The sequence below is a fragment of the Mameliella sp. AT18 genome (assembly GCF_028807275.1).
GTDB lineage: Bacteria > Pseudomonadota > Alphaproteobacteria > Rhodobacterales > Rhodobacteraceae > Antarctobacter > Antarctobacter albus.
In genome coordinates this window covers 25005-38760 of the sequence record NZ_JARAMO010000291.1, presented here as the reverse complement: position 1 = coordinate 38760, position 13756 = coordinate 25005, and the positions used below count along the sequence as shown (strand labels likewise).

12 protein-coding genes and 1 riboswitch are annotated in these 13756 nt (G+C 66.0%); of the genes, 3 read left to right on the top strand and 9 right to left on the bottom strand.

Annotated elements, in window-relative coordinates; all coding sequences use genetic code 11:
* The 8 genes from PVW46_RS23790 to PVW46_RS23755 form a co-directional block, all read right to left on the bottom strand.
* The coding region (locus PVW46_RS23790) for a 2Fe-2S iron-sulfur cluster-binding protein (protein ID WP_274578002.1) at positions 1-387 on the bottom strand (387 nt) is incomplete at its 3' end.
* Positions 384-659, bottom strand: a complete 276-nt coding sequence (locus tag PVW46_RS23785; protein ID WP_069210061.1) for a sarcosine oxidase subunit delta — start codon at positions 657-659, stop codon at positions 384-386. The genes PVW46_RS23790 and PVW46_RS23785, both read right to left, overlap by 4 nt.
* Positions 660-740: 81 nt before the next feature.
* Positions 741-1991, bottom strand: coding sequence for a sarcosine oxidase subunit beta family protein (locus PVW46_RS23780; protein ID WP_069210062.1), 1251 nt, complete (start codon positions 1989-1991; stop codon positions 741-743).
* The gene (locus tag PVW46_RS23775; protein WP_069210063.1) at positions 1988-2650 is read right to left on the bottom strand and encodes a TetR/AcrR family transcriptional regulator; all 663 of its coding nucleotides are present in this window, start codon (positions 2648-2650) and stop codon (positions 1988-1990) included. The genes PVW46_RS23780 and PVW46_RS23775 overlap by 4 nt, the downstream gene beginning before the upstream one ends.
* Positions 2650-4197, bottom strand: coding sequence for a trimethylamine methyltransferase family protein (locus PVW46_RS23770; RefSeq protein ID WP_069210064.1), 1548 nt, complete (start codon positions 4195-4197; stop codon positions 2650-2652). The genes PVW46_RS23775 and PVW46_RS23770 overlap by 1 nt, the downstream gene beginning before the upstream one ends.
* Positions 4197-6602, bottom strand: a complete 2406-nt coding sequence (locus PVW46_RS23765) for a GcvT family protein (RefSeq protein ID WP_069210065.1) — start codon at positions 6600-6602, stop codon at positions 4197-4199. The genes PVW46_RS23770 and PVW46_RS23765 overlap by 1 nt, the downstream gene beginning before the upstream one ends.
* Positions 6603-6954: 352 nt before the next feature.
* On the bottom strand, positions 6955-7833 hold the full coding sequence (locus PVW46_RS23760; protein WP_069210066.1) for a Hint domain-containing protein: 879 nt from the start codon (positions 7831-7833) through the stop codon (positions 6955-6957).
* 273 nt (positions 7834-8106) lie between these two features.
* Complete coding sequence (locus tag PVW46_RS23755) at positions 8107-9720, bottom strand: PIG-L family deacetylase (protein ID WP_274577998.1); 1614 nt, start codon at positions 9718-9720, stop codon at positions 8107-8109.
* Between the two features lie 364 nt (positions 9721-10084).
* On the opposite strand from PVW46_RS23755, the gene PVW46_RS23750 reads away from it, so the two are divergent.
* Complete coding sequence (locus tag PVW46_RS23750) at positions 10085-12403, top strand: mechanosensitive ion channel family protein (protein WP_069210068.1); 2319 nt, start codon at positions 10085-10087, stop codon at positions 12401-12403.
* A 20-nt stretch (positions 12404-12423) separates the two neighbouring features.
* On the opposite strand, the gene PVW46_RS23745 is transcribed toward PVW46_RS23750, so the two are convergent.
* Positions 12424-12726, bottom strand: a complete 303-nt coding sequence (locus PVW46_RS23745; RefSeq protein WP_043145726.1) for a hypothetical protein — start codon at positions 12724-12726, stop codon at positions 12424-12426.
* A 116-nt stretch (positions 12727-12842) separates the two neighbouring features.
* Positions 12843-13046, bottom strand: a riboswitch (cobalamin riboswitch).
* Between the two features lie 80 nt (positions 13047-13126).
* Between PVW46_RS23745 and PVW46_RS23740 the strand changes: the two genes are divergently transcribed.
* On the top strand, positions 13127-13561 hold the full coding sequence (locus tag PVW46_RS23740; protein WP_069210069.1) for a LysR family transcriptional regulator: 435 nt from the start codon (positions 13127-13129) through the stop codon (positions 13559-13561).
* Positions 13562-13602: 41 nt separating this feature from the next.
* On the top strand, positions 13603-13749 hold the full coding sequence (locus tag PVW46_RS23735) for a hypothetical protein (protein ID WP_274577997.1): 147 nt from the start codon (positions 13603-13605) through the stop codon (positions 13747-13749).
* The last annotated feature ends 7 nt before the right edge of the window (positions 13750-13756 follow it).

Here is a 13756-nt window from a genome sequence, read left to right as displayed (position 1 = left end):
CATGAAGGTCTTGTAGTAGAAACCCGCCGGCAGAAAGCGCTGCGCCAGGTCCAGCAGGCCCAGAGGATCGCGTTCGGCCCTGCGGGTATTGACGGCCCGCAGGTCCATGCCGTCGCGCAGCGGCGTCAGCGTGGCACGGCAATTGGGCGTGGAGATCCCGCCGTGACCGACATCGAACAGCGCGTTCGGCTCTTCTCCGCCAAGGCCCCAAAGACCGCGCGGGCGGTGATACTTGAAACTGCGGCCAAGCACGCGGGTGCCGGAGGCCAGCAGCGCCGAGGCCAGGGTATCGCCCGCGTAGCCTGTGTGCCGCTCTCCATCGAAGGTAAAGCGCAGGGGCCTGCCCCGGTCGATCTGCCCCAGTGTCGGATGGCGCCAGCCGCTCATGTCGCGGCCTCCCCGCGCCCGGGCAGCGCCGTGGCGTCCAGCACCTCGCGGGTGACGGTATCGCGGGTCAGCAACAGGATTTCACCGCAGGTGAGATGCACCCAGACCTCTCGCGCCCGGCCTTTCGGCGCATCCGCGCCGTAAAGGTAATCGGACCAGGCGGTGTCCGTGACCTCGGGCGCCGGCTCAGGGCGATGCTTACCCGCCTCGGCGGCAAAATAAAACTCGCTCTCGTCGCGGGGACCACAGAAGGGACAGGGGAATATCTGCATCTGGTCACTCCTGTTGGCTGCGGTCCGCGCACCAGACGCGGCGCCGGGCCTGTCCGCCGGGACGGGTTGTCCGGGACCCGGTCAATGGGCGATCCCCGAACCTGCCGCCTCGTCGATCAGCCGGCCCTTGGCAAAGCGGGTCAGGTCGAAGGGGCGCGAAATCTCGTGGTGGGTGCCGGTGGCCAGCATATGCGCCAGCAGCCAGCCGCCCGCTGGGATCGCCTTGAAACCGCCGGTGCCCCAGCCGCAGTTGAGAAACAGCCCCTCTGGCCCGGCGGGTCCGAGGATGGGCGAGCTGTCGGGCACCACGTCCACCACGCCCGCCCATTGCCGCAGCAGTTTCAGCTGACCGAAGGCCGGGAACATTTCCAACAGGCCGGAGACGATGGTTTCCTGCACCGGCAGGTTGCCGCGTTGGCCATGCGTCGGCACACGGTCCAGTCCGCCTCCGAAGACCAGTTCGCCCTTGTCGGACTGACTGACATAGGTGCCGGTGCCGAGGTACAGCAGCACAGTGTCCAGCATCGGTTTCACCGGTTCCGAGACGAAGGCCTGCAAGGCGTAGTCATGGATCGGCAGGCGGATGCCAAGGGGCGCGACGAGGCCCGGCGTGGCCCCGGCGGCGGCGATGCCCAGGCGGTCGCAGGCGATGGGGCCCCGGTCGGTCTCGACCCCGGTGATGCGCGCCCCCGTGGTGGAGATCCCGGTGACGGTAGTGCCCTCGACGATGTCGACACCCAGCGCGCTGGCGGCACGGGCATAGCCCCAGGCCACCGCGTCATGGCGGGCGATGCCCGCGCGTCCCTGCCAGACACCGCCCAGGCACTGGTAACGCGCGTCGGGCGCGTCGTTCAGCAACGGCAGGCGGGCGCGGGCCTCCTGCGGTCCCATCAGGCTGCCGTCCACGCCGTTCAGCATCATGGCATTGGCGATGCGGGCGCAGATCTCCATCTGCATCGGCGTATGGGCGGCGATCAGCATGCCGCGCTGGCTGAGCATGACGTTGTAGTTCAGCTCCTTGCTCAGCCCCTCGTAGAGCCGCAGCGCGAGGTCATAGAGCGCCACGCTTTCGGGATAGAAGTAGTTGGACCGGATCACCGTTGTGTTGCGCCCGGTATTGCCGCCCCCGATCCATCCCTTTTCCAGCACGGCAACCCGCCTGACCCCGTGGCTCTTCGCCAGGTAATAGGCCGTTGCCAACCCGTGCCCGCCACCGCCGATGATCACCGTGTCATAGGCGGGTTTCGGATCTGGCTTGCGCCAGGCCGGGCGCCAGCCCCGGTGGCCGCGCAGCCCCTCCCGGGCCAGTGCGAGGGCGGAATAGCGCGTCATTCGGTCAGGCTCCGGGCAATGCGCTTGAAATCTTCGACCTCGCTCGGGGCGGGGTGCTGGCCGGTGAAGCAATAGAGATACCCCTCGACCCGTGACAGGCGCTCCTCCAGCGTTTCGGACAGTTCCAGGGCGTAGTACCCGATCTGCTGGTAATAAAGCACGCGGGCGCGGATGTTGGCCTCTGCCGGGTCATAGCCGTGGCGGGCGAACATCTGCGCGATGGCCTCTTGCCGGGCCGTGTCCGACCGGTCGAGGGCGGCGCGCACCGTGTCATCGCGGCGCGCCCATTCCCGGACTGCGAAATCCAACCGGTGGTTGAAGCCTTTCGGGTCCACCACGCAGCGAAAGAAATTGTTGAGCGCGGCGGTGATGGTCGGCGCGGGCAATCCGGCATGGGCGATCATGACGCCGGTGTTGGTCCGCTCCCATTCGGCCAGCAACTGGTCCAGCAGGTCCTGCCGGCTCTGGAAGTACCAGTAGAAGGACGAGCGCGACACGCCCAGGCGCGCGCCGATGGTCAGCACCTTGACCGATTGCACACCGTCGGAAATCAAGACTTCCATCGCTGCGTGCAGCCAATCCTCTCGTGTGACCTTGGTATTGCCGGGGAGGTCTGGGACCTCGGCCTGTCGCTGCTTTCCGCTGTCATCTCCTGCCATCAATCCGCCGGCGCCGCGCCGCCCTCCCCGGTGCGTTTGGCAATGAACCCATCCAGCGCGGCCAGCCGGTCGCCGGTGGCACAGGCCGGGGCCTTGTGATCGGCCAGGATCTGCTGCCAGAGCCCCAGCGCGCGGTCGTTGGCATCCAGGCTGCCGCGTTCGGTCCAGGTACCGAAGTTCGACCAGTCCGCCACCAGCGGCTCGTAAAAGGCGGTGGCGTAGCGCTCCATCGTATGCGCGCAGCCGAAGAAATGCCCGCCGGGCTGCACCTCGGCCAGGGCGTCAAAGCCGATCTCCGCATCGGAACAGGGCGTTGCGGCGCAAAGCTCTGCCATGACCTGGACCATCTCCATGTCGGTGATGAACTTCTCGTAGCTGACGGTCAGCCCGCCTTCGATCCAGCCCGCCGCGTGGATGACGATGGATGCACCCGACATCAGCGCCCCCCAGGCGCTGATCTCTGTCTCATGCGCGGCCTGCGCATCGTTGGTGTTGGCCGCGCATCCGGCGGCATTGCGCCAGGGCAGCCCGACGAGACGCGCCAGTTGCCCGGCGGCCAGGCTTGCCTTGACCTGTTCAGGAGTGCCGAAGGCGGGGGCGCCGCTTTTCATGTCGACGTTCGAGGCGAAGGCACCGTAGCAGACCGGCGCGCCCGGGCGGGCCAGTTGGGTCAGGGTGATGCCCGCCAGCGCCTCGGCATGGCTGAGCGTGACCGCGCCTGCCACCGTCACCGGCGCCATCGCCCCCATAAGGCAGAAGGGGGTGACGACCGAGGGCTGGCCGTAGCGGGCGAAGTCGATCAACCCCTGCGCCATCGGAATGTCGATCTGACGTGGCGAGTTGGTGTTGATGATCGTGTAGCAATGCGGCTGCGTGCGGAATTCGACCTCGGACAGGCCGCGGAATTCGGCAATCATCTCGAAGGCATCCAGCGCCTGCGGCGTCCCGCGCGAAAAGACAAAGGGCACCTTGTCCGAGACACTCAACTGCATCCGGGTTAAGGCGTAGTGGCGCAGGTGGACGGGGATGTCCTGCGGCTCCACCCCCGGCGAAAGCATCTGGATCGCGTCAAAATGCTGAACCAGTTTCGTCAGCTCCTCGACATCGCGCAACGTGCCCGCGCGGCGGCCGCGCAGGAGGTCGGAACAATTCGGCGCCCCTGCCCCGGACTGAAAGGCAAGCGTGCCCAAGGCCATGTCCAGGTCGCGCGAGGGATCGCCGCCATGCAGCGTGAACCGGCGGGGCGCGGAGGCCAGCGCCGCCTCGACCACCTCTTGCCCGATGCGGACCATCTGGCTGTCCTCGTCCACGATGCAGCCCGCCTGCGCGTAGAGTTTGCGCGCCTCGGGCAGCAGAACCTTGAGGCCCAGCTCCGAGAGCACGCGGAGGGCGGTGGCGTGGATGGCCTCGATGCGGTCCTGCGTGAAAACCGTCTGCGGGGTGAACGGGTTGGTCAACTGGCGATAGTTGACCTTGCGGGCCGGGGCCGCATCGTCGCCACCGCGTTTGCGGCGGCGACGGGCCGGGGTCTGTGCCTCCGCGGCCATCAGACAGGCTTGCCGCGCATGGCGTTGCCCGCCGGATCGTAGGGCGACGGCGCGATCACGCGCGCGGGCCGTTCGGCGCCAACCACATGGACGGTCAATTCCGTGCCCTCGGCTGCCGCATCCGCATCCATCATGGCCAGGGCGTAGGATTTGCCCAGCGTATGACCGTAACCGCCAGAAGTGACAAAGCCCACGCGCCTGCCATCCTTCCAGACCGGCTCATACCCACTGGCATCGGCATCGGTGGCATCCACTTCCAGCGTCACGACACGGCGCTTTGCCCCCGCCGCGCGTTCCTTCAACGCGACCTCCTTGCCGATGAAGTCCTTGTCCCAGTCGATCCAGCGGTCCATGCCGGTTTCGCCCGGCGTGTAGCCCTGGGTAAATTCCGCCGACCATATGCCAAAGCTCTTTTCCAGCCTGAGCGAGAGCATGGCGTTGAAACCGTATTCGCGGATCTCCTCGTCGGCCCCCGCCTGCAGCAGCAGTTCCCGCAGCTTGATGTGATCGCCCATGCGCACGCTGATCTCGTACCCCAGTTCGCCGGCGACGGACATGCGGGCGACACGCGCGCGGAACAGGCCCACGTCCAGCGCGGCACAGCCCATGAAAGGCAGATCGCCCGCGCCCTCGCAGACCTTTTCGATGACGGTGCGCGAGCGCGGGCCGGTCAGGGCAAAGCCGCAGATCTCTTCGCCCAGATCGCGGATCGTCACTCCCTCGTCCAGGTGATCCTGGAACCAGCGCATGTGCCATTCGCGCAGGTAGTAGCTGCCCATGATCCACCAGGTGCCGTCGCCCCAGTTCATCACCGTCAGGTCGCCCTTGAGCCGTCCGCCCGGTTCCAGCATCGGCGCCAGTTTCGCGCGGCCCGGCCCGGGCAGTTTCGAAGCCATGACCCGATCAAGCCACTTTTCCGCGTTCGGCCCCGAGACCTCGAACCGCGAAAAGCCGGTGATGTCCACCATGCCCACCTTTTCGCGGACGTGGCGGCATTCCTCGCCCACGATGTCGAAGGCGTTCGAGCGTTTCAGCGTCGGCACTTCTTCGAACCCCTGCGGCGCGAAATAGAGCGGCACCTCCAGGTCCCAGCTGCAGCCCCATTTGCAGCCCGCCTCGCTCATGGCCGTATAGGCCGGCGCGGTCTTCAGCGGGCGCCCGGCGGGCAGCTGTTCGTTCGGGTAGGTCATCACGAAACGGCGCGAGTAGAACTGGCCGGTCGTCTCTTTGATGTACCGCTTGTTCTGGGCGTAGTCGCCGTAGCGCGCCACATCCATCGGCCAGGCATCGGCCTCCGGCTCGCCGTGGATCATCCATTCCGCCAGCGTCTTGCCGACACCGCCGCCCTGAAGGAAGCCGGCCATGACCGCGCAGGCGGTCCAGTAACCGCGCTTGCCGCGCACCGGACCGACCAGCGGGTTGCCATCGGGCGAGAAGGTGAAGGCGCCGTTGACCCAGGTCTTGACCCCGGTGTTTTCCAGCACCGGATAGCGGTGAAAGCCACAGGTCAGCTCATGCTCGATCCGGTCGGTCTGTTCCTGGAACAGTTCCATCCCGTAATCCCAGGGCGCGCCGTCCATCGCCCAGTGTTCATGTTCGACCTCGTAGATGCCCAGCAGCAGCCCCTTCTGGTCCTGCCGCATGTAGGTGAACCCCTCGAGGTCGACTGTCATTGGCACCTCGAAATCCAGAGCCGCGATCTCGGGGATGCTCTCGGTCACGAGGTAGTGGTGTTTCAAAGGCGAGACCGGCAATTCGATCCCCGCCATGCGGCCCACCTGTTTCGCCCAGAGGCCCGCGGCATTGACCACATGCTCGCATGTGATCGTGCCCTTGTCGGTCACCACCTTCCATCCGTCCGCCACCTGTTCCAGCGACTCGACCTTGGTGTGTTCGAAATAGCTGGCGCCGCGTTTCTTCGCGGCCACGGCATAGGCATGGACGGTGCCGGTGGTGTCGATGTACCCCTCGCGGTTGGCCCACATGGCGCCAAGGATACCCTCGGTCGACATGATCGGGCAGCGGCGCTGCGCCTCTTCGGGGGTCAGCAACTCGCAATCGTCGATGCCGATGGACTGGAACACGCGGTAATTGGCCTGCAGCCATTCCCAGCGGTCCGGCGTGCCCGCAAGCGTCAGCCCGCCGGTCATGTGCAGCCCGATGTTCTGGCCGCTTTCCTGTTCGATCTCGGAGAGCAGGTCGATCGTATAGGCCTGCAGCGCGGCCATATTCGGATCGGCGTTCAGCGCGTGAATGCCCCCCGCCGCGTGCCAGGAACTGCCGGCGGTCAGGACGGACCGTTCCAGCAGGCAGACATCGGTCCAGCCGAACTTGGCAAGGTGATACAGCACCGAGGCGCCGACGACGCCCCCACCGATCACGACCACACGGTAATGCGTATTCATCTCCGTCCCTCCCCGGATTCGTTTTTGACAGGCTAGGAGGGGGGCGGATCCAAATCTAGACAGAAATGTCCAGAGATTGACACACGAGCGACAGACCAGGCCGAAGGACCTGCGATTTTCCATCTCTTCGGCGACAGGACTGGACCCGTCACGGTGTGACGGGGCCAGCTATGCGTGGCGCGTCGCCAGCACGGCGACCGGCCAAGGCAGGTTGCAACGCAGGGCTGCCCGGTTCAGCACGTCACTCCGGGCACTACAGGTCTTGCGATCGGCTTTGCGGTCGAATGCGTCCTGGCGGCTGCCACCGGATCGGGCGCGCAGCCGTCGTTTCCTTCGACGAAGTTCCGGCGGCTCAGGCGGCGTCCATGCGGCCCGCAAGTCTTGCCCGGATCGACGGCGGCACAAGGCGGGCCGCGCTGATGCGGGGCATGTCCAGTTCGGGCACGGTCCGCTCTTCGCCATAAAGCGCTATGTATTCGGCGGCATTGTCGAATTTGCCCCGGGCTGCATAGTCGATGAAGGTTTCCGCAGGCACCCCATTGGCGAGGACAACGTCATGAGCCTCGGTCTCGACATGGTAATACGTGAATGTCCCGGGCATCTCTGACAGAGCCGTGAAACGGATCGTGTCGCCGTTGACCAGTGCCCCGGCATTGATCACGAGCCCGTCGATGATCAGCCCGTGATCCGAAGTCAGGAAGAGATCGTTGCGCGGAAGCCCGTTCCCCAACGCCCCTGAAGAAATCCGGACCGGTGCGCATTCGGGCCTGGTGAACATGGTCTTGCGGATCGTCTGGTGGCCGATCCACTTCACCGGCACGGGCTTGCCGGATGCGGTCACGACCGGATCGCCAATGCGCAGGGCTTCGACGGGCACCTCGCCTGCGGGTGTCGTGATGGACGTGCCTGCAAGAAAGCAGAACGTATATGGGGTGGAGGTGTCGATGGTGACGGTATCGCCAACACTCAGGCTGGAATCATTGGTAGAATAGAAAAAACTCAAGGTACCAAAAGTCACGATGCCTTCCCCCGGGACGATCCCTTGCAGGGTTTCGGTAAAACTTCCGCCGGAGGTCGCCGTCAATTGGGCGCCGGGCGCAATGGCGCCATCATTCACACCGTCGGCCGTGTCCTCGAACAGGGTCGGACTGGCGTCATAGACGCTGTTGATTTGGAACGTGCCGCCGCCGAGCGCCGTTACGGTGTAAAACCCGTTGAAAGTTTCCGACATCTCAAGTCATCTCCCGATCCGCTGCTGAAAAAACAATGCAAGAAACGCCTCACCCATAAACGAAACAGTCGTTCACGGCGCCCAGTCGGACCCGGACGATACCTCACCCCCAATTCATCGACCCGGCACACCTCCCGGTCAAGCCTTGCCTTGACGCGCCGACACCGGCGTCGGCCCGACACGCGCGCTGTTCCGCAGGTCAGGCAACGACGATGCAGCCCGAGGTCCAATGACGCGAATACGGGCACAGGGCAACCTGCCCGCCCGGTCGGATCAGGCTGTCACATCCTCGGACAGGTCGTCTTCTTCCTCTTCGGGAAGGTCGAAACTGTCCCACTTGGAGGCATTAGGCAGCATCAGCTGCTCATAGAAACCGCCCGCGCCAAAGGGATCGTCTCCGCCTAGCACCGGATCGGGCGTCGGGTCCGGCGTGGGCTCCGGGTCGGAATCTCCCGGCGGCGCGCCCTGCCATCTGCCGGCGTAGCTGTCCAGGAACTGCGCATAGAACCCGCCCGGGGAAAAGGCATCTCCGGCAGGGGGCTGCTCGGGTTCCGGGTCCTCCGGGGCCGGGTCCTCTGGCGTTGGATCTTCGGGCTCCGGATCCTCCGGTTGCGGCTCTTCCGGCTCTGGCTCTGGCTCTGGCTCTGGCTCTGGCAGGAGGCCGTCCACCCGCTCTCCATCCACCAGGCTGTATTGCTCGGAAACATACTCGCGCAGGACCCAGTCGGTGTAGGGTTCGCGCAGGTCGCCGTTCTCGTCGGTCACCGCCGGATCAAAAGCCGCGTAGGTCTCGAAGACAGAGGTGACCAGAGCGGTTTCGTCCGGGGTCAGGTTCTCTTCCCCGGCCCAGCTTTCGTATCCGGTGTAAAGCGTGACGCCGACATTCTGGCCGTAAAGCTCCAGCGCCGCCTCGGCAAATTCGGTTGTGTGAACGTGGTCGCTGTGCTCGATCTCGCTGGAGTCATCCTGCAACATCACCTCTTGCGGGGCGTGCCGTGTCATGATCGCGCCCAGGACCTGGGTCAGCTCGCCAGAAGTGTAGGTCACCGCGCCATCGACGGTCGTAACCTCGGCCAGTTCACCCTTGGCCAGCAGTTCGAGACTGCCAAAGCCATAAGGCTCGGTGCCCGCGCCATCGATTCCGTCAGGCGTGCGCAGGAAGTAGAGCCGCACCTGCGGCGCATCCGCCAGGTAGCTGCTCTGCACCTCCCAGGCCTCGCCACCGATGTCGAGGGTCACGGTCTCATCCACCCAGGCATCCGGGTCAGAGCCCGCCATCTGCGCATAGGCGGCCTTGGCCCCGGCCTCGCGCGCCTCCCAATAGTCGGCGTCCTGTCCGGCATCCCCCGCAGTGAGGTAGACCGTGGTCATGGGATCCCCCGCGGCGATGGTCTCGGCGATGCTGGGATTCATGAACAAGAGATCGTCGTCGGTATGCGCGACAATCGCCATGTCGCCCCCCGGGTCTGCCGGGCTGAGCGGCTCGACCGTCAAGTCGATCACTGTGGGATCAAACTCGGTCGCCGGGCCGGTCAAGTCATAGACCGGAAGTCCGACCGGCACCTCGGCCTGCATCTGCGCCACGGGCTGGTCGTCCTTGAGGATCGACATCACGCCGGCATCGTCGATCTGGGCCGAATAGGTGGCCGTTTCCCCGACCACCAGCGCATCCTCGGCCACCAGGCGATAGGTCTCGTCTCCCTGGATGAAATCAAAGTAGAGATCGGCGCTGGCCCCCATCTGGCCAAAGACCAGTTGCGGCGCCTCTCCCTGTGCGCCCAAGGCCACCAGGGGCTTTGACGTGCCGCCGCCAAGCGTGTCGAATTGCAGCGCCACGTCGATACGCAGCGGGCCAGTGAACAATCCGTTCAAGGTCGGCAAAGCCATTCGCCCAAGATCCCTGTTCTGCTGCAGGCCCTTTCGTGCCGGGGGCCTGCCGTTCCACTCCGGGCGCGGGGTGCGCCCGAATCTGGCCATGAAAATGCCACACTCTTACCCGGCGGCACCTTACACATACCACCATTGCGCGAGTCCGGATTTGCGATCCTGCCCCGGAAACACTCTGTTCCGGGTTCGCAGACGAAACAAAGCCCTTTCCTTGCGCAGACTTGTGCCAACATTGCCCCAAAGGCGCGCAACGCCGTGACCCTTCTGCCACGCAGACGGCAACAAGGACCGGCCCACCGCCCCGAATCGCAACGAGGCCCGCGCAAGCGCCTATGCTGTCGCGACCCAAAGACGGATCCGACGGATGCCCCTGCCCCTTCGCCGTATCGCCGCCCTTACGATGCTGCTGGTCTTTTGCCTGATGCTGCCCCGCGCGCTGGCAGCACAACCGGAGGGGCATACCGGCTGGCCCGGCGACTGGCAGACGTTCTGGTCCTCCGGAGAGGCCTTTCTGCTACTGCAACAACGCGGCGACGCGGTCAGCGGCACCTACCAGCCCGGCGACGGCACGGTCACCGGCACAACGCGCGACGGCGTCCTGCGCGGCACATGGTCCGAGGGTGGGGAAAGCGGCGACTTCATCTTTGTGCTGTCGGCGGACGGGCAGAGCTTTGCCGGGCGTTTCGGGTCAGGCGACTGGTGGAACGGGCATCGCGCCGCGATCGCCCAGCAACAACGCCCCACCTGGTTCAGCGGCGCCACTCCGCAGGCCACGCTGCGCAGCATCCTCGCCGCGGGCAATGACGCCATCTACCACGGGCGCGAAGGCCAGGTGCGCTGGATCGAACCCCTGCTGACCTACGATGGCCCGGAGGGGGACTCGTCGGACCGGGAACGACGGCGGCGCGCGCTCTGGCACATTCTCGATATCTCGACCTTCCGGCTTTGGGATGCACCGGTCCCGCGTGTCGGGGCAGAACCTGGCGAGACGCTGGCCTTCGAGATCAGTCCGGCAGGCACAAGCGCCGACCACAGCCTGCGGTTCCGCCTGGGCGCCGAGGGACTGTGGCAGCTGGTCGTCCCGCCCGCCGTGATCCTGCAGGCAGATCTGGAACGATTGATTGATGCCCGGGGGCACGACACGCTTGAGGCGCTCGAACGGGCGCGGGCCGGCAGTCCGCGCATGGTGATGATGGACTTCCTCCTGGGCGCCAAGGACTGGGACGGCACGGGCGATACCCGCGCACTGCGGGCGCTGAACCTTGATCACGTCCCGCGTCAGTTGCGCCGGATCGAGGGCGCGCTGATGGCCGATTACCTGCGCCAGAGCATCGACCGGATCGGCTTTATCTACTGGCAGGAGATTCCCGACGATCCCAACCGCCCCCTGCCCTATGTCTATTATCGCCATCCGGTCGGCGACATCACCATCGCACCAACGGACATCCTCGACGGCGAGGGGCGCCCCGTGGAGCGGCGCTGGCGTTTCTCGCGCGAGACGATGGCAGAGCTGCCAGACATCTACGCGGCCCTCGAAAAGATGCCCCTTGCTCCCGGCCTGACCACGCCGCCGCCCCTGTCACAGTTCTTTGCCACGCGGCAGGCGGTCCTTGCGCGTGCCGGCTGGCTGCAGGCCGAGGCCTGGGGACTGGAGACCTGGCAATGGCTGGGGGTCCTGACGTACCTGGGTGTCATGGCGCTGGTGCTGATGGCGGGATGGGCCGTCGCGCGCCGACTGGCAGGGCAGGATTCCTGGCAGGGACGCCTTGTAGGACAGTTGGCCGGCCCGGTCGGATTGATGGCCGCCGCCCTTCTGTTCCTTGACGCCAGCGAGCGGTTGGGCCTGACGTTGCGGGCTTTCGGCGCGGTGTCGGGCTTGTCCGCGATGCTGCTGATCCTGGCCAGCGCCGCGCTGGCCTACCGTGTCGTCTCGCTGATCTTTGGCGCGCTTATGGCCAAGGCGACCCAGACCCGTGCCTACACGGACGAAATCGTGCTGTCGCTGGCCCAGGGGCTGATGAAACTGTTGATCGTCGTCGGGGCGGTGATCGGCTGCGCCGATGTTGCCGGACTGCCGTACGAAGGGGTCCTGACCGGTCTGGGGATCGGTGGCGTGGCCCTGGCCTTTGCCGCACGCGAAACCGTGTCCAACATCATCGGCGGCGCGATCCTTCTGTCGGACCGCCCCTTCCGCAAGGGCGACCTGGTCGAGGCAGCCAACACGCTGGCCGTGATCGAGACGGTGGGTCTGCGGTCGACGCGCCTGCGCAAGCTGGACGACACCCTGATGATCGTGCCCAACGCCCAGCTTTCGGACCAGGTGATATCCAACTGGGGCAGCCGTCGGAGGCGTCGCGTGCTGATGAAGATCGGCCTCACCTACGAAACTCCGCGTGCGCAACTGGAACAGTTCGTGGCGCGGCTGATGGAGATCTACCGCGATCAGCCTGAGGCCGAGACAGACAATGTGACCATCGGCATCAAGTCGCTTGGCCCCCACAGCATCGACATCGAGCTATGGGGGCATTTCCGCGTCTTCAGCTACGAGGCGCAGATCGCCGCGCAACAGGCGCTGATCCTCGACATCCTGTCCCTGGCCAAAGAGTTGGGCGTCAGCTTTGCCTACCCGACGCAGACCGTGCACCTGACCCCGGACAATGGCGCGGTCCCGACCACGGCATAGACAGCGGCCAGTGGCTCCGGTCAGATCGACAACCGCCGTTTCCGGGCGCCTCCGCGCCTTTGCGGCTGCGGCAAGGGCAGGTCCAGCGGCACCGCCGGGCGCCGGATGGATTGGTGCAGCAGGTCGCAGAACACCGCCACCGCCGGATCCGTGCCGGCAAAGGGCTGGGCCCGCATCCAGGCACGCACAGCTTCTTCCTCGTAGCTTGCGCAGCCCGGCAGGCTGCCAAGCCATTGCATGTAGCCCATGCTTGCCAGTTCCCGGGCCCGTTCCGGTGTTTCGGCCCGTGTCTGTAAAAGGGTCAGCACCCGTTCGATCGTCATCGCGCCCTCCGCGCAAAGCTGGGGCGGGGATCATGGATCGGCGGCAGGACGGGCGGCAGGTTGCCATTCGTCTTTCGCGTCTCCGGGGCACCCCGCCCGGGTTGAGTGGCTTGGGCGCAGGGCGCCCGGCGATGGCAGGTCTCCTGACTTGCGGGTCAAGGCGCAGTCCCGAACCTTCCCGGGCCGTGCGGCCCAGTGGTCACTTCGGGATGGCTCGCCGCTTACAGTTGCGGGGGCAGTCGCGGATTTGGGGCATGGCCCCGCACCGCGTTCCCTTTTCAGACCGCGCGGACGCGGTCACCATCACCGGCCAAAGTGGCGCAGCATCTTGCCGCGGTCAAGCGGTTCGCGCCCCGGACCATCGCTTGTGCCAGAGCGTCGCAGGCGACAGACTGCGGGCGTGGGCCAGATCACCGTCAAACAGCTCGAAGCCTTCGTGCAGGTGGCCCATCTGGCCAGTTTCCACCGCGCGGCGGAACGGCTGAACACCACGCAGCCCAATATCTCGACCCGGATTTCGGCGCTTGAATCGCTGCTGGGGCTGCGCCTTTTCAACCGCGATGCCGGGTCACTCCGGCTGACGCCGACGGGCCGCACGATGCTGCCCTGTGCGCGGGCCGTGCTGACCGCGATGGACGGCTTCGTGGCCGCCGCCGGAGAGGATCATCTGTTCGAGGGCGCGCTGCGCCTCGGCGTGCCAGAGATGATCGTGCACAGCTGGCTGGGTCCGTTCCTGCGCGCCCTCAAGGACCGGTTTCCGGCCATCGACGTGGAACTGACCGTGGACCTCTCGGCCAACCTTTCGCCGTCGCTTTTTAGCCGGGGCTGGACCTGACGCCGCAAAGCGGGCCGTTCGGGCGGCAGATCTCGGGCGGCGTGGACCTTGGCGAGTTCCCGCAGGTCTGGGTCGCGGCGCCGGGGCTGGGCTTGCAGGGCCACGCGTTGAGCCTGCGCGACATCGCGCGGCACCCGGTGCTGACCCATGCGCACGGCACCCTGCCCATCGAGCAGTTGCGCGACTAGATCGCGA